We start from the raw sequence: 26,985 nt of genomic DNA, 5'->3' as shown, positions 1-26,985 counted from the left end.
GTGACTGATGTGAATATCGAAATCAATGATGTCGTAGGTCGCCTTTCATATCGATGTGATATTTTATTCAGGGTAATAGATATCCGCATGATAGATGGTCATAAAACGGCAGTACTGTATGGTGAAGATTTTCGATTAATAGCGGATGCTCCTTTTCATGATTTGAAGAAGATGGACCCTAGAGAACAGGACCGCATTGCACAGGAATTTCGTTCGAAAGAAGAACAATCCCTGGATCTGTTCAGACAGGATATAGAGCTTCTCAAGTATAAGCAGGAATACAGGGTAACGAATGCTTATCGAGACGATTATAACTATTTCCAAGTTCCGGGGAAAGTGCTTCATCTTGATGGAGATCCCAGCTATTTAAGAAAATGCCTAGATCTTTATGAGAAAATCGGTGTCCCGGTAAAAGGCGTCCACTGCAGCGAAACAGAGATGCCTAACCAAATTGGATCCCTTATCGATAAATATAGACCGAATATTATTGTACTGACAGGTCACGATGCCTACTCCAAGTCGAAAGGGGCCAAGGCTGATATCAACGCGTACCGCCATTCGAAGTATTTTGTTCAGGCAGTAAGGGAGGCCCGCAGCAGATCCCCCCACCTGGATCAGCTTGTGATCTTTGCCGGCGCCTGTCAATCCCACTTTGAATCCCTGATCCATGCAGGTGCCAACTTTGCGAGTTCCCCGTCAAGAGTCAATATCCATGCCCTGGATCCTGTTTATATCGTGGCAAAGATCTGTTTCACGGGATTTAAAGATTCGGTGAATGTCTGGGATGTCATCCGCAATACACTGACAGGAGACAAAGGATTGGGTGGAATCGAGACGAAAGGTGTTCTTCGGACGGGAATGCCATACAAAATCACAGAAGAAGAATAGGGAAGGTTCGACAAAACCTTCTAAGACCTTACAATTACTTGTAGGGTCTATTTCCTTTTAAGGTGACATATACTGGTTGGGTGGTGGTTTTTATGCTTGTCGGGCCTGGGCAAGCCGCCTCCGCTTTTAGTGTTATCCAGCTCCAGGGCTTAGAGGCTCGAGGTCATAAGCCAAGCCTGCCAAAAAGGCAAAGAACGCCTTTCCGGCAGGCTCGTCTTATGCTTGTCGCCTCTGGGCAAAGCCCTTCCGCTTTTATTGTTATCCAGCTCCGGCGACTAGAGGCTCGAGGTCATAAGCTAAATGGTCAAAGAAGGCAAAGAACGCCTTCTCAGCCCATTCATCTTATGCTTGTCGGGCCTGGTCAAGCCGCCTCCGCTTTTAGTGTTTACATAATTTTTCAACCTTTGGGGAATGTTAGGGTTGTAGAAAAAACGTACTTTTTGTTGAATAAAATATATTGACAGGTGTTCATGATTCTTGTTAAAATAATAAATTTATTTGACTAAAATTACATAATGTGTTATATTTAATAACAGTGAGGTGGAAGCGAAATGCCAAAAACATTAGCCGACATTAAAAGATCCCTTGATTCTAATCTGGGGAAACGTTTAATGCTTAAAGCAAACGGTGGACGTCGAAAAACAATTGAGCGTTCAGGTGTTCTAGCCGAAACGTATCCTTCTGTATTCGTGGTTCAGCTGGATCAAGAAGAGAATGCGTTCGAACGAGTTTCTTACAGCTATGCAGATGTTCTCACTGAGACAGTTCAATTAACATTTTATGATGAAGCAACAGGAAATATCATCTTTAGCCAGCAGTAGACAATTGTTTGCTGCTTTTTTATTTGTTTAAAAATACATGTTTTACATACGATCTTTCAACATTTTTTAACCTTCACGTACACATACTAACGATGTGGTGCAATTAAAGGAGGTAGACAATGAGTAGAAGAAGAGGGATCATGTCTGACCAATTAAAAGAGGAAATCGCTCAGGAATTAGGATTCTATGACGTTGTTCAGAAGGATGGCTGGGGTGGAATCACGTCCCGGGACGCGGGGAATATGGTAAAGCGTGCAGTTGAACGCGCAAGCAGGCAGCTGTCCGAACATCATCCGCACTAACTCTTTTTCACATATGGATTACATCTTTTATCAGTACCATATCCAAAGGGTCGCCTAAAAAGTGTCATGCTTTTCCGGCGGCCTTTTTTATATAGGGCAACGTCATCTTTCCTATCAGTACTTTACGTGATAAAATAACATACTTGTATGAGTATGTTTAGAAGTTAACACTCTCTATAATAAGTGTATGATACAATATAACAAAAGAGTATTGGTAAGAAGGTGATGATATGAGGTTATTAGTAAAGGCGCCGGCAAAAATTAACCTATCACTTGATGTTTTACATAAACGTTCAGATGGTTACCATGAAGTTGAGATGGTTATGACCACAATCGATTTAGCGGATAGAATTGAACTGACGAATCTTTCAGACGATTCGATCAAAATTCTTTCCCACAATCGATTTGTGCCGGATGATGGAAGAAACCTTGCCTATCAGGCTGCACATCTGTTGAAAGAGAAATTGAACATCAAGAAGGGTGTAGCCATTTCCATCGATAAAGTGATCCCTGTAGCGGCAGGGTTGGCAGGGGGAAGCAGTGATGCTGCTGCGACTTTGAAAGGGCTGAATCGCTTATGGGATTTAGGTCTGAGTATGGACGAACTGGCAGAACTGGGTGCAGAAATCGGTTCTGATGTATCCTTCTGTGTTTACGGAGGGACAGCCTTGGCATCGGGAAGAGGAGAGAAGATCAAACATCTTCCCTCTCCCCCGAACTGCTGGGTGATCCTCGCAAAACCGACGATAGGCGTTTCAACAGCGGATGTGTATAAGAATCTGGATTTGAAAAACATTCAGCATCCGGATACCAGCGCAATGGTATCAGCTTTAGAACATGGGAATTATCGTGATATTTGCTCCAATCTCGGGAATGTACTCGAATCGGTTACATTGGATATGCATCCGGAAGTATCCCAGATAAAAGATCAAATGGAGCGGTTCGGTGCCGATGCCGTTCTGATGAGCGGAAGCGGCCCGACAGTATATGGATTGGTGCAATATGAATCAAGACTTCATCGAATCTACAATGGTTTAAGAGGGTTTTGTGATCAAGTTTTCGCAGTGCGCATGCTTGGAGATTAAGAGCTCTTGCCGAAATCCGTATATTAATGATATATTTACATTATAATATTCGGATTTAGGAGGTTTCTTCGGTGAAGTTTAAGCGCAGCGAACGATTGATTGATATGACGCACTATTTATTAGAACGGCCCCACCAACTTGTGCCCTTGACTTTTTTTTCTGAACGGTACGGTTCTGCCAAGTCTTCCATCAGTGAAGACTTGACAATTGTAAAGGAAACATTTGAGGGACGGGGTGTCGGGACGGTACAGACGGTTCCCGGGGCAGCAGGTGGAGTGAAGTATGTACCAAAGGTAAACAGTCAGGAAGCGGAGGCTATGATTGAAGAGCTTTGTGTCCACTTGGAAAGCTCCGATCGCCTATTACCGGGCGGATACCTTTATATGACCGACCTGCTTGGTAACCCTCAGCTCATGAAGAGTGTCGGCAAATTACTGGCATCTGCATTTGCTGAAAAAGATATAGACGTCATTATGACAGTGGCAACGAAGGGAATCCCGATTGCCAATGCGATTGCCTCATATTTGAATGTGCCGGTGGTCATTGTCAGACGGGACAGCCGTGTCACCGAAGGATCGACAGTGAGCATCAATTATGTGTCCGGTTCATCGAAGAGAATCCAATCCATGGTTCTTTCTAAAAGAAGTTTGAAAGAAGGGTCTAAAGTATTGGTCGTCGATGATTTCATGAAAGCAGGCGGAACCATCAATGGAATGAAAAACCTGTTGGAAGAGTTTTCTGCCACCTTGTCGGGAATTGGGGTTCTGGTTGAATCCAATAGCATGGACGGACGATTGGTGGATGATTATGTTTCATTGTTAAAATTGTCTGATGTAAATGAAAAGGATAAACAGATTTCCTTAACGGAAGGAAATTATTTTCAATCCAATCTAACATTTTTACCATAAGGGGAGGCATCTACTATGCGTGTAGTTTCTACTAAGGAAGCACCGGCAGCAATCGGGCCATATTCACAAGGAATCGTCGTAAATAATTTGTTCTACAGCTCAGGACAAATTCCTTTGACGGCCGAGGGTTCAATGGTCGAAGGAGATGTAGTGGAGCAGACGCATCAAGTGTTCCGCAATCTTCAAGCCGTATTATCGGAAGCCGGGGCAACATTTGAAACAGTGGTCAAAGCAACGGTCTTCATCAAGGACATGAATGATTTCGGGGCGATCAATGAAGTGTATGGGGAATATTTCAGCAACCACAAGCCGGCTCGTTCTTGTGTGGAAGTAGCCCGCTTACCTAAAGATGCCCAGGTTGAAATTGAAGTAATCGCACTCGTGAAGTAATCTTCACGGGTGTTTTTTTGTACCAAAAAGAAGTGTAGTTCAAAGGAAACAGACATAAAGATGTGAAAAATAAAATTTTTCAAAAAATTTTACAATTTAAGAAGGAATATCTAAATAATTCGTTGAATACATAGAGTAGATTTCATCTAGGGAAAAAGGTGGTGAACAGAATGGAAGTAACAGACGTAAGATTACGCCGAGTAAACACCGACGGTCGCATGAGAGCTATCGCATCTATTACGCTGGATAATGAATTTGTTGTTCATGACATTCGCGTGATTGATGGGAACAATGGCTTATTTGTAGCGATGCCAAGTAAGCGGACTCCGGATGGAGAATTCCGTGATATTGCTCATCCAATCAATTCGGGTACCCGCGGCAAGATTCAAGACGCCGTTTTAGCTGAGTACCATCGTTTAGGAGAGTTGGAAGAAGTTGAGTTAGAAGAAGCTGGGGCTTCCTAATAGGATCAATAGCATCAAGAGCCTACTTTTGTAAGGCTCTTTTTTTTTGTCTTCTGGAGCCCCTTTTTAAGAAGAGTTGATTCTTACGTTTTTTGTATACCCAGGCTATGAGAAATTCGAAACCTCTAAATAAACAATTTTTTGTTTTTTGTGGTAAAGAAAATTCGACATAGCAAGCCGCCTCCGCTTTTCGAATTGTCCAGCTCCGGCGGCTAGAGGCTCGAGGTCATAAGTCAAACCTGCCAAAAAGGCAAAGGACGCCTTTCCGGCAGGTTCGCCTTATGCTTGTCGCCTCTGGGCAAGCCGCCTCCGCTTTTCGTTTGTCAAATATATGTACTTTTACATGATTCCTTGAAATGGTTGAGTTTTTAGGATATATTCGTTATGGATAAAAAGGTTATTGGAGGACCAAAAATGACAAATCGATATGCCGTTATATTAGCTGCCGGACAAGGTACGAGAATGAAGTCGAAGCTTTATAAAGTTCTTCATCCTGTGTGTGGCAAGCCGATGGTGGAACATGTGGTCGACCAAATTTCAACACTACATATAGAGAAGACTGTCACAATCATCGGTCATGGTGCTGAGCTTGTGAAGTCGCATTTAGAAGGCAAGAGCGATTTCGCTCTTCAGGCTGAGCAGTTAGGGACAGCTCATGCTGTGATGCAGTCCGAGGATGTCCTGGGTGACTTGGAAGGAACGACTTTAGTGGTATGTGGCGATACGCCGCTCATTAAAGGAGAGACGATGGAAGCACTGGTGCAGCATCATGAAGGACAGGGTGCCAAAGCGACCATTTTGACGGGTCATACGGAATCCCCTGATGGATACGGACGGATCATCCGTAACCCGGATGGATTAGTGGAACGCATTGTGGAACATAAGGATGCAAGTGAAGAAGAACGAAGCGTGAAAGAAATTAATACCGGAACGTATTGTTTTGATAATAAAGCGTTATTCGATGCCCTGAAGAAGGTTTCGAATGATAATGTGCAGGGTGAATATTATTTGCCGGATGTCATTGAGATCCTTCAATCGGAAGGTGAAATCGTCAGTGCATACCAGACAAGTGACTTTGATGAGACGCTTGGTGTCAATGATCGTGTGGCCCTTTCTCAAGCAGAGATCACAATGAAAAAGCGCATCAATGAATTCCATATGCGGAACGGTGTAACGATCAAAGATCCAAACAATACGTATATCGATGCGGATGTAACGATCGGAAGAGATACCGTGATCCTGCCTGGAACAGTGCTTCAAGGCAGCACATCAATCGGTGAAGATGCCATGATCGGACCGAACTCCGAGGTGAAGGATTGTCAGATCGGGGACCGCACAGTCTTGAAGCAGTCTGTGGCTCATGACAGTTCGGTCGGAGCGGATGTTCAAATCGGGCCATTTGCTCATATCCGCCCGGCTTCTACCATTGAAGATGAAGTGAAGATCGGTAACTTTGTCGAAATCAAGAAAGCAACATTCGGTAAAGCAAGTAAGGCCTCCCATTTAAGCTACATTGGTGATGCTGAAGTGGGACGTGACGTCAACATCGGGTGTGGATCGATCACAGTGAACTATGATGGGAAGAACAAGCACCTGACAAAGATTGAAGACGGTGTATTTGTAGGCTGCAATTCTAATCTGGTTGCCCCTGTCAACGTAGGGAAAGGTGCATACATTGCAGCTGGTTCTACCATTACTGAAGATGTTCCCGGTGAGTCTCTTTCCATTGCGAGAGCTCGCCAAGTAAATAAAGAAAATTATGTTCAAAATCTAAATCATAAGAAATAATGGGAGGTCCACAATGCCAAACTCTTATATTAATTCCAAGTTGAAAATCTTCTCTCTTAATTCAAACTACCATCTTGCAAAGGAAATTGCTGATGAAGTAGGAGTGGAATTAGGTAAATCGTCCGTTAAACGTTTTAGTGACGGTGAAATCCAGATCAACATCGAAGAAAGTATCCGTGGGTGTGACGTATTTGTCATTCAATCTACTTGTCAGCCGGTTAATGAAAACCTGATGGAGCTTCTGATCATGGTGGATGCCCTGAAACGTGCCTCTGCCAAGACAATTAATATCGTGATGCCTTACTATGGTTATGCCCGTCAAGACCGTAAAGCGAGAGCACGTGAGCCGATCACTGCTAAATTAGTTGCGAACCTTTTAGAAACAGCCGGTGCTACACGTGTCATCACACTGGATCTGCATGCTCCTCAAATTCAAGGTTTCTTCGATATCCTGATCGATCATCTCATGGGTGTTCCGATCTTAGCGGATTACTTTGAAGAGAGAGGCTTCAATACGGAAGATCTTGTTATCGTATCTCCGGACCATGGAGGGGTGACTAGAGCACGTAAGCTTGCAGAACGTCTGAAAGCGCCTATCGCCATCATTGATAAGCGTCGTCCGAAGCCGAATGTGGCAGAGGTTATGAACATCGTCGGTAATATCGATGGAAAAATTGCGATCTTGATCGATGATATCATTGACACCGCCGGTACGATTACATTGGCTGCCAATGCATTAGTAGAAAACGGAGCGAAAGAAGTCTTTGCCTGCTGTACGCACCCGGTTCTTTCTGGTCCTGCCATCGAGCGCATCGAAAACTCCAATATTAAAGAATTGGTTGTGACGAACTCCATCCCACTGGGTGAAGAAAAAATGATCGGTAAAGTGAAGTCCCTGTCAGTGGCTCCTTTGATCAGCGAAGCGATCATCCGCATCTATGAGCAACAATCTGTCAGCACGCTTTTTGATTAAGAATTAATATTTGTAGTTTGTGCATAGAAAGAAGAGCCGGTCCTTATAAACCTTGGACCAGCTCTTCTTTTTCGTTTTCCGGTTTCGGTTGAAAAGGCTTGAAGCCATTATCTGTCAACATCCTCGAAGCACTCTTCCTATAATGAATTGATTTTTCTATGTTTATTTCAAATCACATTAGGGTAATTACTATATATAGAACTTTAACTAACATAAAAGATTAGGGAAGGTGTTGGATTAGACATGGCAACAGAATTAAAAGCAAATACCAGGAAAGATTTTAAACGATCTTCATTAACAAAGCTGAGACATGAGGGGAATATCCCTGGAGTCGTGTACGGCTACAAAGCAGATAATACACCAGTTATGGTAGACGCCATTACATTCATTAAAACGATCCGTGAAGTAGGAAGAAACGGTATCATTTCTTTAAATGTAGATGGCAATAAACAAAACGTCATTTTAAGTGATTACCAGCAGGATCATCTGAAGGATGCTGTCACTCATGTTGATTTCCTTGCAGTGAATATGTCAGAAGAAATCGATGCGGATGTTCGTATCGAGCTTGTGGGAGAAGCAGCCGGCGTGAAAGACGGTGGTGTGATGCAGCAGCCGTTGCATGAGGTATCTGTAACAGCCAAACCAAATAAAATCCCTGAATCCATCGAAGTGGATGTAACCGAGCTCCAAGTGGGAGAAACGGTAACGATCAGTGATATCCGTGATAAATACAGCGTCACTCTCAATGAAGAGGACGACCGTACCATTGCTTCCATCCTTGCTCCAAGACAGGAAGAAGAAATCGACAGTGGGGAAGAGCAGGAAGCTGGCACACCTGAGAATGAAGAAGGAAGAGAATCCGAAGCCAGTGATGAAAGCGAATCGAAGGAAGAGTAAAAAATCAATATTTTTTGGCGTAACCTTTTGCAGGTTGCGCTTTTTACGTTATTCTAGAGGTATAAGGTCAGAAGAGGGTGTTAGAAATGAAATTAATCGTTGGGCTCGGGAACCCGGGATCACAATATGAGAAAACGAGACATAATATCGGTTTCGTTATTATAGATGCATTAGCCGATCGACTGGGCATTTCATTGAACCAGTCCAAGTTTAAAGGGGTTTATGGCACATATCATCATAAGGGTGAAAAGGTCGTTTTGTTAAAGCCGCTTACGTATATGAATTTGTCAGGAGAAAGCATTGTACCCCTGATGGATTATTTTGAAATTGAAGACGAGGATCTACTTGTCATTTATGATGACTTGGACTTGCCGGTAGGTAAATTAAGATTAAGGCAGAAGGGAAGTGCCGGGGGCCATAATGGCATTAAATCGACCATTGCCCATTTAGGTTCCCAGCAGTTTAATCGTTTGCGGGTGGGCATCGACCGTCCGACCAATGGAATGAGCGTCCCGGATTACGTCCTGGGGAAATTTTCGAAGGAAGAGCAGCCTGAACTGGATAAAGCCATTTCTTCAAGCGTAGAAGCATGTGAAACCTGGTTGGATAAACCATTCCTTGAAGTCATGAATAAATTCAACTGACCGTGTCATATACTGAATTTCCAGGGTCCCTTTATCGGGGCTGAATAACTCCCTTCTAACAGGTTCATACTAACAGTATAAATGTGTATGGAGGGAAAGATATGGCGATCCATTATCAGTGTCGGCATTGCGGAACGAATGTCGGGACTCTTTCAAGTGTATCCGTTCATTCCGAGCAGCTCGGGATTCATATGTTGACGGATGAAGAGCGGTTACATATGGTTCATTATCAGGACAACGGGGACATCCATGTGAAAACGATCTGTGAAGATTGTCAGGAGAGCCTGGAGAGAAATCCGGACTACCATGAATTAGATCATATCATTCAGTAAGAACGCTTTGGTGAAGAACCAAAGCATTTTTCTGTTTATACTTTTAGATTATTTATAGAAAGAACCACAGGGGGAGGAGCGTACACTTGAAAGGTATTTTAAAGCAGGTTCACCAAAGTGAAGAACTACAGTCCATCATCGCTGGAGTGGAGGAGCGTCTGTCTGAACAACTTGTGGCAGGATTGTCCGGTTCATCCCGGACGGCTTATATAGCAGATGTATATTTACAAATGAATAAATCCACCGTAGTGGTGACGCATAATTTGTTTCAGGCTCAGAAAGTCTATGACGATCTCATTCAATTTTTGTCTGAGGACGAAGTATATTTATATTCTGCTAATGAGCTGATCGCAGCTGAACTAAGTGTGGCAAGTCCCGAATTGAGGGCACAACGGATCGAAGTATTGAATAAGCTTTCCAATCATCAGCAGGGTGTTTATATTGTACCTGTTGCCGGATTGCGAAAAATCCTTCCACCTCAATCGATGTGGGCAACGAATCAGATCCGGTTTCAAATGGGTGAGGATATCGATTTGGATGAAGTATTAAATCAACTGGTGCAAATGGGCTATCAACGGACAGGGATGGTCAGCACGCCTGGTGAATTCAGCCTTCGCGGGGGGATTGTCGATATTTTCCCATTAACCACTCAGAACCCTGTCCGGATTGAGTTATTCGACACTGAAATTGATTCGATCCGCTTCTTTTCGGTTGAAGACCAGCGCTCGATTGATAAACTCAATGAGATTGAAATAGGCCCTGCCACAGAGGTCTTATTGAAGTATGAAAATATGGAGAGACTCATTCATGAAATCAATGCAGGTCTTTCCACAAGCTTGAAGAAGGTCAAATCGTCGGCCGTAAAAGAGAAGATGACAGAGTACATAGGGTATGAGGTGAGTCAGCTCGAAAATGGGCAGGTTCCTGAGCAAATCTTTAAGTACCTTGCCCTCGCATATGAAAAGCCTAGTAGTTTGCTAGATTATTTACCTGAGGACGGGGTTCTATTCTTTGACGAATACAGTCGCGTCCAGGAAATGAGTGAATCCCTCGAGAAAGAGGAAGCGGAATGGTATACCTCCCTGATTGAGGAAGGACAGATCATTCAAGACGTTCCTGTGTCCCACACGTTTTCTTCGTTAGTTAGTAAGACGAAGCTGCCAAAGGTCTATTTCTCACTGTTCCTGCGCCATATTCCGAATACCAGTCCACAAAACATCTTCAATGTTTCAACGAAGCCCATGCAGAATTTCCATGGGCAGATGAACGTATTGAAGGCAGAGTTGGACAGGTGGAAAAAAGGAAAATATACCGTTGTCTTGTTAGGACCGGATGAAGAGCGCGTAAAGAAGCTTCAACGGGTATTGGACGATTACAAGATTGAGATTGCCTTTGTCGAAGATGGAGATAAGCTCCTGCCGGGAACGATCCAGATGATCAATGGTAGCCTGACAAGCGGATTTGAGCTCCCCCTTCAGAAACTCGCGGTTATTACGGAAGAAGAATTGTTTAATAAGAAAACCCAAAAGAAGCCGAGAAGGCAGAAACTTTCAAACGCAGAGAGGATCAAAAGTTACTCTGAGTTGAAGGTCGGTGACCATGTGGTTCATGTGAATCACGGGATCGGTAAATTCCTTGGGATTGAAACATTAGAGATCAACGGGGTCCACAAAGATTATCTTCATGTGAAGTATCAGGGTAATGACAAACTTTATGTACCGGTCGATCAAATTGAACTGGTCCAGAAATATGTTGCCTCGGAAAATAAGGATCCAAAGCTTTATAAACTGGGCGGAAGTGAATGGAAGAAGGTCAAGTCGAAGGTTCAATCTTCCGTTCAGGATATCGCCGATGATCTGATCAAGCTTTATGCTGAACGGGAAGCGGCAAAAGGCTATGCCTTCTCTCCTGATGGGGACATGCAGAGAGAATTTGAAATGGCTTTCCCGTATGAAGAAACGGATGATCAACTGCGCTCTGTCAGTGAAATCAAACACGATATGGAAAGAGAACGTCCGATGGACCGGTTATTGTGTGGGGACGTAGGATATGGAAAGACCGAGGTTGCGATCAGGGCCGCCTTCAAGGCGATTGCAGATGGAAAACAGGTGGCCATCCTCGTGCCTACCACCATCCTTGCACAACAGCATTATGAAACCATCAAAGAGCGTTTTCAGGACTTCCCTGTGGAAATCGGTTTGTTAAGTCGTTTCCGAACGAGAAAGCAGCAGCAGGAGACAACGAAGGGGCTCAAGAATGGAACGGTGGATATTGTAGTGGGAACCCACCGACTTCTCTCAAAAGACATTCAATACCGTGATATAGGACTCTTGATCATCGATGAAGAACAAAGGTTCGGTGTCACGCATAAAGAGAAAATCAAACAATTAAAAACGAATATCGACGTTCTGACCTTAACGGCCACGCCGATTCCCCGTACCCTTCATATGTCGATGCTCGGTGTAAGGGATCTATCGGTTATTGAAACGCCACCTGAAAACCGGTTCCCGGTTCAGACCTACGTCATGGAGTACAACGGTGCCCTGATTAAAGAAGCGATTGAAAGGGAAATGGCAAGGAATGGCCAAGTGTATTTCCTCTATAATCGTGTAGAAGACATTGAAAGAAAAGCTGATGAGATCTCCATGCTTGTACCGGATGCCCGGATCGCTTATGCTCACGGTCAAATGAGCGAGAATGAGCTCGAAGCCGTCATACTAGGCTTCCTGGCAGGAGAATACGATGTGCTGGTTACGACGACGATTATTGAAACGGGTGTAGACATCCCGAACGTCAATACGTTGATTGTGTTTGATGCCGACCGGATGGGCTTATCCCAGCTTTATCAGCTTAGGGGACGTGTCGGGCGCTCGAACCGGGTGGCTTATGCCTATTTCACCTATCGTAAAGATAAGGTCCTGACAGAAGTGGCGGAAAAACGATTGCAGGCGATCAAAGAATTCACGGAACTGGGATCCGGGTTCAAAATTGCGATGCGTGACTTGACGATCCGTGGAGCAGGTAACCTCCTCGGGGCGCAGCAGCACGGATTCATCGATTCTGTCGGATTCGATCTGTATTCCCAAATGCTGAAAGAAGCCATCGAAGAACGAAAAGGAGATCTTCCGAAACAGCCTGAGTCAAGCTTTGAAGTGGACATCGAAATCGACGCTTATATTCCGGATGATTATATTAAAGATGGTCATCAAAAGATCGAAATGTATAAACGGTTCCGATCCCTTTCTTCCCTTCCTGAAATCGAAGAGCTCGAAGAAGAGATCCTGGACCGGTTCGGTGAATATCCGGAAGAGGTGGGCTACTTATTCCTCATCTCTGAAATGAAGGTCTATGCAAAGAATACAAAGCTCGAATCCATCAAGCAGGATAAGAAAACGGTGAATATCTTTATGTCACCGGAAGGAACGGCACAGATCGACGGTTCCAAAGTATTCAATCTTTGCAACAAACACGGCCGTGCAGTCGGGCTTGGGATGGAAGGCTCCAAGCTTAAAATATCGATTAATACAACACGCTTGGAACCATCAAAATGGTTTAACATGGCATATGACATCATCAAACATCTGGATGAAGCGGTAAAAATAGAAGAAAACGTGTGATCATTTCATCAATTCGACACAAACCAGTGGCATTTCTTCCCTTCGTTATAATAATGTAACCAAAATGTAAACGCGTGGATTGTTTCACTCTACTATGATAAGGGTATTAGTATTTATGCAGCTGCCAACAATGGAAAAAGATACCTGCATTAGAATTTTAGTGAAATTACAGAAAAAATAACTGAATGTGTATAGAACTTCTAAGTTGTAAGATACTAAACTCAACAATGGTAAAGTATTCAACAAAGGATGCATTGCCAAATAAAAATCATCTGATGAAAGTGAGGCAACTATAGATGAAAGCAACTGGTATTGTTCGTCGTATTGATGATTTAGGACGTGTCGTCATTCCGAAAGAAATCCGCAGGACATTAAGGATTCGCGAGGGAGATCCCCTTGAAATCTTCGTTGACCGTGACGGAGAAGTCATCTTAAAGAAATACTCCCCAATCAGTGAACTTGGTGACTTTGCTAAGGAATATGGCGAAGCATTGTACGACAGTTTGGGAAGTGCCGTGTTAATTTGTGATCGGGATGCTGTCATTGCCATCTCCGGCGCTTCGAAGAAAGAGTATTTAAATAAGAACGTCAGTGAACTCATCGAGAAGGTAATGGATGACCGCACGTCTCTATTACACACTCAACAGGGACAAGCTGAGCTTGTTGAAGGACACGGTGAGGATCTTGCTTCCTATACGATTGCTCCGATTGTCGCAAATGGAGATCCGATTGGTGCTGTTGCGATTTTCTCAAAGGACCGTACAGTAGGCGAAGTGGAACAAAAGGCAGTAGAAACGGCAGCTGGCTTTTTAGCAAGACAAATGGAGTCATAACGTAAAGGAGTGGCAAATAGCCGCTCTTCTTTTTTTTGCCGTCATCCCCATTCGAGAAAACACACAACCCTTTATGGTAAAATGACCAGTATATAAATGATTTTTTCTTCGGTCTGTTAAGATTTGAAGTAAGAGGTACAGAAAGGCAGGAAATTGGGTTGAGTCAGAAGTACTCTTCCAGTCGATTTTTGAAAGGGGCCATGGTATTAACGATTGCGGCATTGATAACCAAAGTATTAAGTGCTGTTTATCGGGTCCCTTTTCAAAATATTGTTGGAGATATCGGGTTTTATATCTATCAGCAGGTGTATCCATTCTACGGGATTGCCATCGCTCTATCCACCTATGGATTCCCTGTCATCATTTCAAAGATGGTAGCAGAAAAATTAGAAGGAGAGGATGAAGAAGGCGCAAAGAGAGTGGCCGTCACCTCCTTTTTATTCCTTTGTTTCGTTGGTTTTTCCTGGTTTATCCTCGTCTACTTCGGGGCAGGTGTGATCGCACGCTGGATGGGAGATCCCCTTTTAAAGCCGTTACTTCAAGTGATTTCTTTATCGTTCCTTTTATTAGCTCCCCTCTCTGTCATCAGGGGATATTATCAAGGGAAAGAAGATATGGTACCGACGGCAGTTTCTCAAGTGACGGAACAAGCGATCAGGGTGACGACGATTCTGATCTTTTCGAGCATTTTGGTTACCCAAGGGTACTCCTTATATATGACAGGGAAAGGAGCGTTGTTCGGGTCGATTACTGGTGGTCTGGGCGGACTTCTTGTTCTTCTTACTTTCCTTACTGCACGCAGGGAAAAGCTGTTTTCACGGAAATACCTTTCCCTTCCTGCCGATTACATACAGATCTGGTCCCGGTTATTCAAGAATGGAACAGCTATCTGTGTAAGTGCCATGTTGCTCGTCTTACTCCAATTTGTTGATTCATTAAATGTATACTCCCTTCTTCTCTCATCTGGGATGGAAGCGGAAAGCGCGAAAACGTGGAAGGGGATTTATGACCGGGGACAACCCTTTGTCCAGCTTGGGACGGTAGTGGCTACATCGATCTCACTGACCATCGTTCCATTGGTGACAAATGCCTATCTCAAAAGTAGAGAATCTTTAGTGAGGGAGTACAGTCAGCTTTCCCTTAAGATTAGCATTACCATCGGATTCGCTGCCACACTGGGAATCATCAATATCATGGTGCCGACCAATACGATGCTTTTTGAGAATGCCCTCGGTTCCAGGGTTATTGCTGTCTTCTGCTTATCGATTTTCTTCAGTTGCCTCATTTTGACGTTTGCAGGCATTTTTCAAGGAATCGGGAGGATTTATTACCCGGCATTCTGTATCGTTGTCGGGATTTTAGCAAAATACCTGGGCAATGCCTGTCTCATCCCGGTGATGGGAGTCATGGGGGCATCGATCTCGACGGTAGGCTCTTTAAGTATCATTGCCATCATGATGGTGGTAAAGCTTCGAAAATGGTTTCCGATCCGTTTCTTTCCCTTCTCTTTTTATAAAACTTTACTGCTGAGCGGAGCGGCCATGACGATTGGATTACAGGGACTGTTGTGGATATATGATACACTTCTCGATAATGGAATGCCCGGACGTCCGCTTTCCGTCCTTTTTTCAATAGGAGGCGTTTGCATCGGCGGCCTCATTTTTTTGATCGTGTTTTTAAGAGGCAATGTCCTCTCAAGAGATGACATCAGTTTCTTGCCATTTGGGAGTAAATGGTTGTGGTTGATGAATAAAGTTCAGCCGAATAATAAGTAGCGAGGAGATTAACATGAATACGATAACGATAGTCGGGTTAGGCGCAGGAGATATGGAACAGCTGCCATTGGGTGTATATAGGAGGATTAAGAACAGTTCACACCTTTACTTGAGGACGGATCAGCATCCTGTCGTAAAGGATTTAGCAGCAGAGGGGATCACCTATCATTCGTTCGATGCTGTCTATGAAAAACATGATCAATTCGATCTCGTATATGAAGAGATTGTTCAAGACCTCATCACGGCATCAGAAGAACATTCCCTTGTCTATGCCGTTCCTGGTCACCCATTGGTCGCAGAAAAGGCTGTCCAAATGCTGTTGGACCTACATAAAGAAGGAAAGATCCACGTGGAAATCGGTGGGGGACAGAGCTTCATCGATGCTCTGTTTGCTTCTGTGGGAGCGGATCCGATCGATGGGTTCCAGCTTCTCGATGGTACCAGCTTAAAGATTCATGATATCCATATGAACCAGCAGCTCATCATCGGGCAGGTGTATGATGCCTTCATTGCTTCTGAAGTGAAGCTCACTCTGATGGAGCTTTATCCATATGATTATGAGGTCTCCCTTGTAACGGCTGCCGGAAGCAGGGAAGAAAAGGTGGAGCGGATCCCACTGGTGGAGCTTGATCGGGTTGCCGACCTGAGTAATTTGACAAGCCTCTATGTGCCGGCTGTGAAAGAAATGGAATCCACCTTTAAGCAATTTGCGACATTAAGGGAAATCATCTCGACGCTTCGGGGACCGAATGGCTGCCCATGGGACAAAGAACAAACCCACCACTCACTCAAGAAATATCTTCTCGAGGAAACATATGAGCTACTGGAAGCCATCGAGGAAGAAGATATTGATCATATGATCGAAGAGATGGGGGATGTCCTCCTTCAAATCATGCTCCATGCACAAATAGGGGAGGATGAGGGCATGTTCACCATGGAAGAAGTAATCGAAGGCCTGGCCTCCAAGATGGTCCGGAGACATCCTCATGTATTTGGAACCGTTCAAGTGGAAAACTCGGAACAGGTGAAAGCAAACTGGGAGGAAATCAAAAGCCGTGAAAAGGAGAGCGGGACGGAGCCGATCCTCAAGAACGTGGCTAAAGGCATGCCTGCTCTCATGAAGGCATATGAATACCAGAAAAAAGCCGCGAAATCAGGCTTTGACTGGGCAGACCCTAAAGGGGCATGGGAAAAAGTATGGGAAGAATTAAAGGAATTTGAAAGAGAAGTCGAGAATAATAGTGAACACGACATGAAAAAAGAATTTGGAGATGTGTTATTCGCTCTGATCAATGTGGCCAGATTTTATAAGATTCTCCCTGAGGAAGCATTAGCCATGACGAACACGAAGTTTTACCGCAGGTTTTCCTATGTGGAAGAACAAGTAAAGAAATCGGGTAAGAATTTTGAAGACTTTACATTGGAAGAGTTGGACGGATTTTGGAACGAAGCGAAAAAGATGAATATCGAATAAGGGGAAATGTACAATGGTATCCATGAGATTAGATAAATTTTTAAAAGTATCCAGACTCATTAAAAGAAGGACACTGGCGAAAGAGATTGCCGACCAGGGACGTATCACCGTGAATGGACAGCAGGCTAAAGCAAGCTCTAATGTAAAAGTCGGGGATGAATTAAGCGTAAGGTTTGGCCAGAGAATTATGAGGGTAAAGATTGAAAGGCTTCTTGAAACAACGAAAAAAGAAGAAGCGAGCGGGCTTTATTCCGTCCTTTCAGAGGAAAGGGTCGAAGAAACGGAGTAAGGGATTACATAGCATTTGGACCGTTATTTGGTTCTATTTTTCCCCTATACACATAAACATAGTTACAAAGCTTGTACTATGGGAATGTGAGGGATGGATATGAATCAATATGATGGAAACAAAGATAAAACGACCTTTCAGGAACATGACGTGATGATGAGGGGCCGCAAGCTCCTCGATATTACAGGAGTGAAGCAAGTGGAAAGCTTCGATAACGAAGAGTTCCTCCTTGAAACCGTCATGGGATTCCTCTCCGTCAGGGGCCAGAATCTTCAAATGAAAAATCTGGATGTGGATAAAGGCATCGTCTCGATAAAAGGAAAGGTGTTCGATCTCGTCTACCTGGATGAACAAAACGGGGAGAAGGCTAAAGGCTTCTTTAGCAAGCTGTTTCGATGACCCTCTCGACCCAGTTCTATACCATGCTCTCCATGATCGGCATGGGGGCACTATTTGGTATGACGTTGGACACGTATTCCCGGTTCTTACACCGGTCCGAGAGAAAACGATGGCTTGTCTTCATCAATGACATCATGTTTTGGGTTTTACAGGCACTGGCGATTTTTTATATTTTATTCGTCGTGAATTTCGGTGAGATCCGCTTTTATATTTTCATTGCGCTCTTATGCGGTTTTGCCGCTTACCAGGCGTTGATTAAGCAGCATTATTTGGCGTTCCTGGAACGCCTGATATTGTTTTTTATCTCCCTGTATAATTTCGGAGTGAAAATGGTGAAAAGATTGATTTATTCACCGATAAAATGGTTGATTGTGCTTCTGATCACGATTGTATTATCTATAGGAAAAGGGCTCTTATCCGTCATATTATTCCTTTTAAAGGTGATCATGAAAGTGATGCAATGGGCGATTAAGCTCGTAATCACACCAATATGGTGGATATTGAAGGGTATTTGGAATTTATTGCCGAAAAATCTTACAAAAAGAGTCGAGAAGTTATATAATAAAGTAGCAGGAATTTTTAAAGCGTACATCAAAAAAGTATATAGAGTGGTAGAAAAGTTCAAAAAGAAACCTAAAGATAAAGAATAGGGCTTATGGCTTTGCCACTCCATATTGTAAAGGAGGTTTGGAAATGAGAAAAAACGTGACACCAATGGAAAATGAATATGTCCGCCATCAGGAGCATATGCATAAATCTTCTTCTAAGAGAAAAAAGCGTTTGGTCCGTCGATTAGCAGTTTTCTTTGTTTTAGTGTTGGCAATTAGTGGATTTTTAATCTCGACCCTCATTTCCAGAGCCCAGGTTTTAGAAGATAAACAAACGGAAAAAGCACAATTGGAAAAAAAGTTAGAAGACCTGAAAGATAAGCAATCAGCCTTGGAAGAAGAGATTGTGAAGCTTAACGATGATGAATATATAGCCAAACTCGCGCGCCGGGATTACTTTTTATCAGATGAAGGTGAGATTATTTTCAACATACCTGAACCAGATAAAGAGAAAGAAGAAGAGGTGTCTTATTGACACTCTTTTTTTTAATTGGCTATAATATATAGTAAGGTTTATCTTTTATAATTTTAAGGAGGAGCATTTCTTTTATGTCAATCGAAGTAGGCAGCAAGTTACAGGGTAAGGTAACAGGTATTACAAATTTTGGAGCGTTCGTGGAATTATCGGAAGGTTCAACTGGTTTAGTTCACATTAGTGAAGTTGCAGACAACTATGTTAAGGATATTAACGAACACCTTAAAGTCGGCGACGAAGTAACGGTTAAAGTTATTAATGTTGAGAAAGATGGAAAGATCGGTTTATCCATCCGTAAAGCGAAAGATCAACCACAACGCCCGCAGCGCCCTCAGCGTCCTCAGCGCCCGCGTAGTAATAATAAACCGAGCGACACTCGTACTAAAGAAAGTTTCGAACAAAAGATGGCACGTTTCTTGAAAGACAGTGAAGATCGTTTATCATCTTTAAAGAAAAATACCGAGTCTCGTCGTGGTGGAAAAGGGGCGAAAAAAGGTTAACTTGCTGTCTATTAACCCATATAGCAGGTTGTGAACGGAAAACAGGCATACCCATTATGATGGGTATGCCTGTTTTTTATATTATTGATAGACATCAACACAGGAAAATCACCTGCTCTTATCGAATAGGTAGAGATAAATATCGTGAGTGGGGGCAGGATGGATGAAATGCGAACAGATTATCGATCATTATGAGTCATTTAAGATGTGGTTGGAGGAACTGAAGCTGCTAAGTGAAGTTGAATGGTTAATGCCCATGGAGGAAGATAAATGGTCGATCGCTGCCAATATAGCCCATATCATTAAATGGGATCAATATTCTTTACAGGAGATTCTCCCTCATGTTGGAGAACGAGCAGAACTCCCACCCTTTCCTGATTTTGAGAAATTTAATGGAGAAGCAGAAGATTATGCCCATCGCGTAGTGAACCAGGAAGATTTAATCGAAGAAGGGATCAGAACAAGGGATCTGATGATCACTTATGTAAAAAACGTAGCGGAAGATGATTTCGGGCAATCGTTCAAAGTCGGGGATCAAAGCTTCACCCTGGAAGAATTTTTTGAAGACTTCATCGGTCATGATAAGCACCACCTAGAGCAGATCGAAGAATTGGTATCTGCCGAAAAGGTTTGACGGGAAAATAGAGTAAACAAAAAAGACTATCATCATGATAGTCTTTTTTCTATGACCCGTACGGGATTCGAACCCGTGTTACCGCCGTGAAAGGGCGGTGTCTTAACCGCTTGACCAACGGGCCGACACAATATGGTAGCGGCGGAGGGGATCGAACCCCCGACCTCACGGGTATGAACCGTACGCTCTAGCCAGCTGAGCTACACCGCCATATGGATATGCGCCTTTTTGGCACAAAAACTATGATACCTAGAAAGAATTATCTTGTCAATATACAATCATAAAGAAATTGTCAAAATTCCCTTAAGCAACGATACGTAAGGAATGGGAAAGAAAAAACACGGGAATAAAAGAGGGTGACTCGTGAATATTCTGAATATTTTACCGGATACCATAGAAAGACGTCGAAACATTCTTGGAATGCATTCCCTCATTTTGACAAAGTTTTGCGCTTGTACCCTTTATACTGAACAAAAAAAGAAATGGGGAGTGTTTCATACATGGGGAAAGTCGATCAGTCGATCATCGAACCAGTTCAGAACGTAGACATTGAACACACGAGGGTGGAACTGTCCAAGGGGATCCGGTCCATTTATTCAAAGCTTGAGTGGTTATTCGTAGAAAAGGGGGCTGCTCTATTCGTTATCGGGTTTCTCCTCGGAAGAGCTTTAATCCTTTCACATCTGACACCTTTTGCTCTGCCATTCTTTGCGTCGGTTTATATCATCCGGAGGGAGAAGTCACCGATCGCACTCATGGGGTTGCTGGCAGGAGCGCTCACCTTATCCATTCCTAGTATCAGTTATACGTTTGTCAGTGCGGTATTATTCCTGTTAACGTATCGATTATCGCAGAAATATCACAAGAATAATGTGAGGGTTGTTGCCTTCTATGTGTTCTTTACGGTGATGGCTGCAAAGCTTGGATTCGATTATATCCAACAGGGACAGGCCTTGACGATCTACAACGGGGTCATGGCGGTAATTGAAGCAAGCCTGGCGTTTCTCTTAACCTATATCTTCATCCAGAGCGTCCCCCTTGTCACGGTTCAGCGCAGAAGGAAATCACTGAAAACAGAAGAAGTAGTGAGCTTGATCATCCTTCTGGCCTCGATCATGACGGGAACGATCGGATGGTCAGTATACAATCTGTCTGTAGAACATGTGTTATCAAGATATCTGGTACTGCTGTTTTCCTTTATTGCAGGGGCCACAGTGGGATCGACGGTAGGGGTCGTGACTGGCCTCGTCTTCAGTTTAGCCAACGTTTCAAGCTTTTATCAAATGAGCTTGCTTGCTTTTTCGGGACTTCTGGGCGGACTCATGAAAGAAGGGAAGAAATTCGGAGCGGCAATCGGTTTGTTAATTGCTACATTACTAATGGGCATGTACGGGGATACGGATACAGTTATTACGAAAACTCTTTATGAATCGGGGGTAGCGATATTACTTCTATTTCTCACCCCTCAAAGTTTAACCTCTAAAATTGCGAGGCACATACCGGGGACAGCTGAATATCAGCAGGACCAACAAGGGTATATGCGCCGGGTGAGGGATGTGACCGCTCACCGGGTCACCCAATTCTCGTCAGTGTTCCAGGCTCTTTCGAACAGCTTTCAACAAATAGAAGACCGGTTTGAAGAGGAGGAAGATAAAGAGTTTGACTATTTTCTCAGCAATGTCACCGAGAAGACGTGTCAAACCTGCTTTAAGAAGGATCAGTGCTGGGCGCGGAATTTTGATAAAACCTATAATCTCATGAAAGATGTGATGACTGAGTACGATCAGGGAAGGGTGCCCCTTTCCCCGAAACTTGCAAGAGAAGTAGAGAAGCATTGTACGAGAGAAAAGAAGCTGAAGGATACGATCTATCAGGAGCTCACTTTCTATCAGGCCAATCTGAAATTGAAGAAACAGGTTCAGGAAAGCAGGAAGCTTGTGGCTGACCAGTTGCTTGGTGTATCTGAAGTCATGGGGAATTTCGCGAAAGAAATCCAGAGAGAAAGGGAGAATCATCATATTCAGGAAGAGCAGATCCTGGCAAGTATCGGAGAGTTCGGGATCGAGATCGAAAACATTGAAATCTATAATCTGGAGCAGGGAAATGTCGATATTGATATGACCATGCCTTATTGCGGAGGTCACGGACAGGGGGAAAAGCTCATCGCTCCCATGTTATCGGATATTCTAGGTGAAAACATCGTCGTACAAAAGGAGGAGTGCGCTCAATTTCCGAATGGTCAGTGTCATGTAACCTTTCAATCTGCAAAGAAATTTGTCGTCGATACAGGTGCATCCCATGCAGCAAAAGGAGGAGGACTGGTTTCAGGAGATAGTTACTCCATGATTGAATTGGGAAGGGGGAAGTATGCCGTTGCGATCAGTGACGGGATGGGGAACGGTGAACGGGCCCATTACGAAAGCAATGAAACACTGAGACTATTGAAAAAGATCCTCGAGTCGGGGATCGAAGAAGAGGTGGCGATCAAGTCCATCAATTCGATTCTCTCCCTCAGAACGAATGATGAAATTTTCTCCACACTGGATTTAGCCATGATCGACCTGCAAAATGCGTCTTCGAGGTTCTTAAAAATAGGTTCGACCCCAAGCTTCATTAAGCGGGGAGATAAAATCCTCAAGGTGGAAGCCAGTAACTTACCGATGGGGATGCTTCAGCAGGACTTCGATGTCGATGTCGTCTCGGAACAATTGAAAGCAGGAGATCTTCTTATCATGATGAGTGACGGTGCCTTTGAGGGGCCGAAGCATGTGGAAAATTATGATCTGTGGATGAAGAGAAAAATAAAGGAACTCGAAACCGATGATCCACAGGAAGTGGCAGACATTCTAATGGAGGAGGTAATCCGGTCGAGCTCCGGATTAATAGAAGATGATATGACCATCGTGGTGTCGAAAATCAAGCATAACATACCGAAGTGGTCATCCATCCCTATGCAAAAAACGAAGGCGAAAGATAAAATTTCCTAGGGTCCGCACCCTTTAAAATAGTTAACTAGAGTATAAATCCCTCCTTATTCGGCGAAGATGATATCAACTTTAGAATGAGGAGGGGATTCTGATGAAGCCAGGTACACTTCGTCAAATTCTTTTAATTACGGATGGTTGCTCGAATCAAGGAGAAGATCCAATTGCGATGGCAGCCCTTGCCAAGGAGCAGGGAATCTCGGTCAATGTAATTGGTGTGATTGACAATGATGTCATAGATGATAATGGAATGCAGGAAATTGAAGGGATTGCTCTATCGGGGGGTGGGGTGAGCCAGATTGTATATGCACAACAGCTTTCTCAAACGGTACAGATGGTCACGCGTAAAGCCATGACACAGACCTTGCAGGGAGTTGTGAATAAAGAGTTGAAACAAATCCTCGGGAAATCCGCCTCCATGGAAGAACTTCCTCCCGAACAGCGTGGAGAAGTTATGGAAGTAGTGGATGAACTGGGTGAATCCGTCGATATGGAAGTGTTGATTCTTGTAGATACGTCTGCAAGTATGAAGCATAAGCTTCCGACGGTTAAAGAAGCGTTGCTGGATCTATCATTAAGCTTAAATGCACGGATGGGTGATAACAAGTTTTCTGTGTTTGTATTTCCCGGGAAACGACAAGATGTCGAAAAATTGCTGGATTGGACACCAAGACTCGAAACACTGACGAGTATTTTCTCTAAATTGTCTCCAGGCGGAATCACTCCAACCGGACCGGCGATCTCCGAAGCCATCACACACTTTAAGAAAAAACGTTCATTAAGGGGATTGCTCTCTCGTGGCGATGATGAACAATACTTCGAAGAAACCATTTAGTTTCCCCCCTGGAACAGTTATAAGAGGTAAGTGGTATAAACATATCTATACGATTGTAAAAGAATTGGGGTACGGAGCGAACGGGATTGTCTATCTTGTGCAAGGGTCCTCTGGATACCAGGCGTTAAAAATGAGTGATAGCAATGTGTCGATTACATCTGAAGTCAATGTCTTAAAAGCTTTCTCAAAGGTCCAAGGTTCCCCCCTTGGGCCCAAGCTTCTTGATGTGGACGATTGGGAGGTAAGGGGTCAAAAAATCCATTTCTACGTGATGGAATATATACAGGGAACCGATCTCTTGTCATTTGTTCAATCGAAGGGATTCTCCTGGACGGGTGTCCTCGTTGCTCAGCTCCTGACAGACTTGGAGCGGATTCATAAGGAAGGATGGGTATTTGGGGATTTAAAGCCTGAAAACTTAATTGTGACGGGTCCTCCTTACAGAATTCGCTGTATTGACGTTGGTGGGACGACCATTAATGGCCGGGCGATCAAGGAGTTTACCGAGTTTTTTGATAGGGGATATTGGATCGGGGGATCCAGGAGGGCTGAACCTTCCTATGATCTTTTTTCAGTAGGGATGATTCTTATCAATTTGGCCTACCCAACGCGTTTCACCAAGACTGGGGAAGGGAATATAAAACAACTGAGGCAGGCTGTGGATGCCAAGGACCAGCTGAACAAGTTTGCAGGGACGATCCTTGCTTCCCTCGAAGGTAAATTTCAATCTGCCAATGAAATGAGAGAGAGTCTTTTACATGGACTTTCTCATGCCCAGCCGGTGCAGCAGCCTAAACCTAAACCGAAGGCCCAAAAATCCGTTCCGCAAAGTTCTACTGTAAGAGCATCTTCCCCCCACCCAAGCAGATATCAAAATCAGCGGAATAAAAATACAAGTCACTTTCTGGAGACTGTGCTTGTCGTGATCATTGTATCGCTCCTGTACGCTTTGTATATTTATGGAGAATTGTTGTAGCATAACGGTGTGAGAAACCGGTAGAAATTGATACAATGGGGAAAATGGTTGTAGGAAGAGGAAGCACAATGTTAGAGCATACGACAAAACGATTCATTCAAGATCACGGGCTCATCCAAAAGGGCGACCGCATTCTGGTAGCAGTATCAGGCGGTCCTGATTCCCTGGCACTGCTGCACTTTCTTGACTCGAACAAAGGAGAGTTAGGAGTAGAAGTGGCGGCGGCCCACCTTGATCACATGTTCAGGGGGGACGAATCCTTTCGGGAGCTTCAGTTTGTCCGGGATTTCTGTCACAAGTGGAATATCCCCTTTTACAGAGAAAGAGTGGATGTTTCGAAGGAAATCGAAGCCGTCAATGGAAGTATGCAGGATATGGCCCGGAAGATCCGTTATGGGTTTCTGGAGGGTGTCATGAGAGAGATGTCAGCCACTAAGCTTGCCCTGGGGCATCACGGGGATGATCAAGTCGAAACCATCCTGATGAAATTGACAAGAGGGGCATCGGGGGCGAGTAGAGCCGGCATACCCCTGAAACGGTCATTCGCTGAAGGTGACATTATCCGGCCGTTCCTCTCTGTGACAAAAATGGAGATTGAAAACTATTGTGAAAGGCATGAACTGGAGCCGCGAAGAGATCCCAGTAACCAAAAGGAAGTTTATACAAGGAATCGGTTTAGAAAGAGAATCCTTCCATTCTTAAAACAGGAAAACCCTCACGTCCATCTTCAATTCCAACGATTCAGTGAAGAATTGGCAGAAGATGAGGCATATTTAGAGGAATTAACAAAGGAAAAGTTGAATAAGGTATGGAATAACACCGGGGATTACTCCTCCATACATATCGATGGTTTTCTTGCAATGGCTCAGCCTTTACAAAGAAGAGGGATTAATCTAATATTAAACTATCTTTACAAACTAAGACCATCTTCCTTATCGTCTATACATATTTACGATGTATTGGGTATTTTAAAAGGAAAAGCGCCGAATGCCAGCATAGACTTACCAAAGGGGCTTAAGGTAACACGTGCGTATCATACATGCTATTTTCACTTTGGAGAATTAGCCATGACCGAGGTTCCATATTGTTATGAGCTGCAGGTTGATAAGGGGCTGGACATCCAAGGTGAATATCAGTTTCATCTCTATTCTTCCCCGCACACCCCGGACTGTACCAGTGATGTGATCTATCTTGATCCAAGCGCTGTGTCCCTCCCTCTTTACGTGCGAACGAGAAGAAAAGAGGATAGAATGAAAGTGAAGGGGATGGAAGGCTCCAAGAAGCTGAAAACCCTCTTTATCGATCATAAGCTTCCCGCTCACCTTCGTGAGGAGTGGCCGGTTGTAGTGGACGCTGAACAACATATACTCTGGGTTCCGGGAATGAAGAAGTCTATTTACGATTTGGGAGAAGAGCAGGAAAATAGTTTAGTACTACAATTTACAAGCAATCATCTTCTAGGAGGCAGTTGAACATTGTTAAACCAAGATATTGAGAAAGTGTTAATTTCAGAAGAAGAACTTCAAGAAAAGATCAAAGCATTAGGTGGACAATTAACAGAGGAATATCAAGATCGTTTTCCTTTGGCAATTGGCGTTCTAAAAGGTGCGATGCCCTTCATGGCTGACCTTTGCAAGCGCATGGATACGCATATGGAAATGGATTTCATGGATGTATCCAGCTACGGGAACTCTACTGTCTCTTCAGGAGAAGTAAAGATTGTGAAAGATTTAGATACAAAGGTGGAAGGCCGCGATATCCTCATCATTGAAGATATCATCGACAGCGGATTGACATTAAGCTATCTGGTGGAGCTTTTCCGCTATCGTAAGGCAAAATCGATCAGCATTGTGACTCTGTTGGACAAACCAACCGGTCGTAAAGCAGATATCAAAGCGGACTACGTGGGCTTCATTGTCCCTGACGAGTTCGTGGTCGGATATGGTCTCGATTACGCTGAAAGATATCGTAATCTGCCGTATATCGGTGTTTTAAAACCAAGAGTGTATACAACTGGAGAATAAGTATATTCTAAAGAGGAATCTTGTAAGTGCAATTTGTTGTAATGCCATGATTTTCTATGATACTATTTTA

The 26,985-nt window shown here is 43.7% G+C and carries 27 protein-coding genes and 2 tRNA genes; 27 read left to right on the top strand and 2 right to left on the bottom strand.

The window, feature by feature from the left end:
• The first annotated feature begins 9 nt into the window (after positions 1–9).
• The 22 genes from yabG (at position 10) to ATG71_RS04020 (ending at position 20,096) form a co-directional block, all read left to right on the top strand.
• Entirely contained in the window at positions 10–888 is an 879-nt protein-coding gene (gene yabG, locus ATG71_RS04130; RefSeq protein ID WP_179886450.1) for a sporulation peptidase YabG, read from the top strand.
• Between the two features lie 551 nt (positions 889–1,439).
• Positions 1,440–1,709 carry a biofilm formation stimulator Veg gene (veg, locus tag ATG71_RS04120; RefSeq protein ID WP_032085220.1) on the top strand — a complete coding sequence of 90 codons (270 nt, stop codon included), beginning with the start codon at positions 1,440–1,442 and terminating at the stop codon, positions 1,707–1,709.
• 119 nt (positions 1,710–1,828) lie between these two features.
• Positions 1,829–2,011, top strand: coding sequence for an alpha/beta-type small acid-soluble spore protein (locus ATG71_RS04115; protein ID WP_098438557.1), 183 nt, complete (start codon positions 1,829–1,831; stop codon positions 2,009–2,011).
• Between the two features lie 230 nt (positions 2,012–2,241).
• Positions 2,242–3,096, top strand: coding sequence for a 4-(cytidine 5'-diphospho)-2-C-methyl-D-erythritol kinase (gene ispE, locus ATG71_RS04110; protein WP_098438556.1), 855 nt, complete (start codon positions 2,242–2,244; stop codon positions 3,094–3,096).
• A 71-nt stretch (positions 3,097–3,167) separates the two neighbouring features.
• The gene (gene purR / locus ATG71_RS04105) at positions 3,168–4,004 is read left to right on the top strand and encodes a pur operon repressor (protein WP_098438555.1); all 837 of its coding nucleotides are present in this window, start codon (positions 3,168–3,170) and stop codon (positions 4,002–4,004) included.
• A 15-nt stretch (positions 4,005–4,019) separates the two neighbouring features.
• Complete coding sequence (locus tag ATG71_RS04100) at positions 4,020–4,394, top strand: RidA family protein (RefSeq protein ID WP_098438554.1); 375 nt, start codon at positions 4,020–4,022, stop codon at positions 4,392–4,394.
• A 170-nt stretch (positions 4,395–4,564) separates the two neighbouring features.
• Entirely contained in the window at positions 4,565–4,858 is a 294-nt protein-coding gene (spoVG, locus tag ATG71_RS04095; RefSeq protein WP_032085215.1) for a septation regulator SpoVG, read from the top strand.
• Positions 4,859–5,272: 414 nt separating this feature from the next.
• Positions 5,273–6,646 (top strand): bifunctional UDP-N-acetylglucosamine diphosphorylase/glucosamine-1-phosphate N-acetyltransferase GlmU, encoded by a 1,374-nt coding sequence (gene glmU / locus ATG71_RS04090; RefSeq protein WP_098438553.1) that lies wholly within the window; start codon positions 5,273–5,275, stop codon positions 6,644–6,646.
• A 13-nt stretch (positions 6,647–6,659) separates the two neighbouring features.
• Positions 6,660–7,619, top strand: a complete 960-nt coding sequence (locus ATG71_RS04085) for a ribose-phosphate diphosphokinase (RefSeq protein WP_034762970.1) — start codon at positions 6,660–6,662, stop codon at positions 7,617–7,619.
• Positions 7,620–7,862: 243 nt separating this feature from the next.
• Positions 7,863–8,516 carry a 50S ribosomal protein L25/general stress protein Ctc gene (locus ATG71_RS04080; protein ID WP_098438552.1) on the top strand — a complete coding sequence of 218 codons (654 nt, stop codon included), beginning with the start codon at positions 7,863–7,865 and terminating at the stop codon, positions 8,514–8,516.
• Between the two features lie 86 nt (positions 8,517–8,602).
• Positions 8,603–9,160: an aminoacyl-tRNA hydrolase gene (gene pth, locus ATG71_RS04075; RefSeq protein ID WP_098438551.1), complete on the top strand. Its 558-nt coding sequence runs from the start codon at positions 8,603–8,605 to the stop codon at positions 9,158–9,160.
• A gap of 101 nt (positions 9,161–9,261) precedes the next feature.
• Positions 9,262–9,492, top strand: coding sequence for an anti-sigma-F factor Fin (fin, locus tag ATG71_RS04070; RefSeq protein WP_098438550.1), 231 nt, complete (start codon positions 9,262–9,264; stop codon positions 9,490–9,492).
• A gap of 86 nt (positions 9,493–9,578) precedes the next feature.
• Complete coding sequence (gene mfd, locus ATG71_RS04065) at positions 9,579–13,109, top strand: transcription-repair coupling factor (protein WP_098438549.1); 3,531 nt, start codon at positions 9,579–9,581, stop codon at positions 13,107–13,109.
• Positions 13,110–13,405: 296 nt separating this feature from the next.
• The gene (spoVT, locus tag ATG71_RS04060; protein WP_098438548.1) at positions 13,406–13,942 is read left to right on the top strand and encodes a stage V sporulation protein T; all 537 of its coding nucleotides are present in this window, start codon (positions 13,406–13,408) and stop codon (positions 13,940–13,942) included.
• A 158-nt stretch (positions 13,943–14,100) separates the two neighbouring features.
• Positions 14,101–15,717, top strand: coding sequence for a putative polysaccharide biosynthesis protein (locus ATG71_RS04055; protein WP_286162903.1), 1,617 nt, complete (start codon positions 14,101–14,103; stop codon positions 15,715–15,717).
• Positions 15,718–15,730: 13 nt separating this feature from the next.
• On the top strand, positions 15,731–17,191 hold the full coding sequence (yabN, locus tag ATG71_RS04050; RefSeq protein WP_098438547.1) for a bifunctional methyltransferase/pyrophosphohydrolase YabN: 1,461 nt from the start codon (positions 15,731–15,733) through the stop codon (positions 17,189–17,191).
• A gap of 22 nt (positions 17,192–17,213) precedes the next feature.
• Positions 17,214–17,480: an RNA-binding S4 domain-containing protein gene (locus ATG71_RS04045; protein WP_034763029.1), complete on the top strand. Its 267-nt coding sequence runs from the start codon at positions 17,214–17,216 to the stop codon at positions 17,478–17,480.
• A 99-nt stretch (positions 17,481–17,579) separates the two neighbouring features.
• Entirely contained in the window at positions 17,580–17,879 is a 300-nt protein-coding gene (gene yabP, locus ATG71_RS04040; RefSeq protein WP_060674270.1) for a sporulation protein YabP, read from the top strand.
• Positions 17,876–18,529: a spore cortex biosynthesis protein YabQ gene (gene yabQ, locus ATG71_RS04035; RefSeq protein WP_098438546.1), complete on the top strand. Its 654-nt coding sequence runs from the start codon at positions 17,876–17,878 to the stop codon at positions 18,527–18,529. Before yabP ends, yabQ begins: the two co-directional genes overlap by 4 nt.
• A gap of 43 nt (positions 18,530–18,572) precedes the next feature.
• The gene (locus ATG71_RS04030; RefSeq protein WP_060674209.1) at positions 18,573–18,962 is read left to right on the top strand and encodes an FtsB family cell division protein; all 390 of its coding nucleotides are present in this window, start codon (positions 18,573–18,575) and stop codon (positions 18,960–18,962) included.
• Positions 18,963–19,036: 74 nt separating this feature from the next.
• Positions 19,037–19,462 (top strand): S1 domain-containing RNA-binding protein, encoded by a 426-nt coding sequence (locus tag ATG71_RS04025; RefSeq protein ID WP_098438545.1) that lies wholly within the window; start codon positions 19,037–19,039, stop codon positions 19,460–19,462.
• A gap of 163 nt (positions 19,463–19,625) precedes the next feature.
• On the top strand, positions 19,626–20,096 hold the full coding sequence (locus tag ATG71_RS04020) for a DinB family protein (RefSeq protein ID WP_098438544.1): 471 nt from the start codon (positions 19,626–19,628) through the stop codon (positions 20,094–20,096).
• A 52-nt stretch (positions 20,097–20,148) separates the two neighbouring features.
• On the opposite strand, the gene ATG71_RS04015 is transcribed toward ATG71_RS04020, so the two are convergent.
• Positions 20,149–20,220, bottom strand: a tRNA-Glu gene (locus ATG71_RS04015).
• 9 nt (positions 20,221–20,229) lie between these two features.
• Positions 20,230–20,306, bottom strand: a tRNA-Met gene (locus ATG71_RS04010).
• A gap of 290 nt (positions 20,307–20,596) precedes the next feature.
• Between ATG71_RS04010 and spoIIE the strand changes: the two genes are divergently transcribed.
• The 5 genes from spoIIE to hpt all read left to right on the top strand — a co-directional run bounded on the left by spoIIE (position 20,597) and on the right by hpt (position 26,915).
• Positions 20,597–23,083 carry a stage II sporulation protein E gene (spoIIE, locus tag ATG71_RS04005; RefSeq protein WP_098438543.1) on the top strand — a complete coding sequence of 829 codons (2,487 nt, stop codon included), beginning with the start codon at positions 20,597–20,599 and terminating at the stop codon, positions 23,081–23,083.
• Between the two features lie 91 nt (positions 23,084–23,174).
• Positions 23,175–23,915 carry a VWA domain-containing protein gene (locus ATG71_RS04000; protein ID WP_098438542.1) on the top strand — a complete coding sequence of 247 codons (741 nt, stop codon included), beginning with the start codon at positions 23,175–23,177 and terminating at the stop codon, positions 23,913–23,915.
• Positions 23,884–24,891 (top strand): protein kinase domain-containing protein, encoded by a 1,008-nt coding sequence (locus tag ATG71_RS03995; protein WP_098441717.1) that lies wholly within the window; start codon positions 23,884–23,886, stop codon positions 24,889–24,891. The genes ATG71_RS04000 and ATG71_RS03995 overlap by 32 nt, the downstream gene beginning before the upstream one ends.
• A 68-nt stretch (positions 24,892–24,959) precedes the next feature.
• Entirely contained in the window at positions 24,960–26,363 is a 1,404-nt protein-coding gene (gene tilS, locus ATG71_RS03990; protein ID WP_098438541.1) for a tRNA lysidine(34) synthetase TilS, read from the top strand.
• A 3-nt stretch (positions 26,364–26,366) separates the two neighbouring features.
• Positions 26,367–26,915, top strand: a complete 549-nt coding sequence (gene hpt / locus ATG71_RS23620) for a hypoxanthine phosphoribosyltransferase (RefSeq protein WP_098438540.1) — start codon at positions 26,367–26,369, stop codon at positions 26,913–26,915.
• Positions 26,916–26,985: the final 70 nt, after the last annotated feature.

Origin of the sequence: Bacillus sp. es.034 (assembly GCF_002563655.1) — a bacterium.
Taxonomy (GTDB): domain Bacteria; phylum Bacillota; class Bacilli; order Bacillales; family Bacillaceae_B; genus Rossellomorea.
This window is presented reverse-complemented; position numbering and strand designations above follow the sequence as displayed.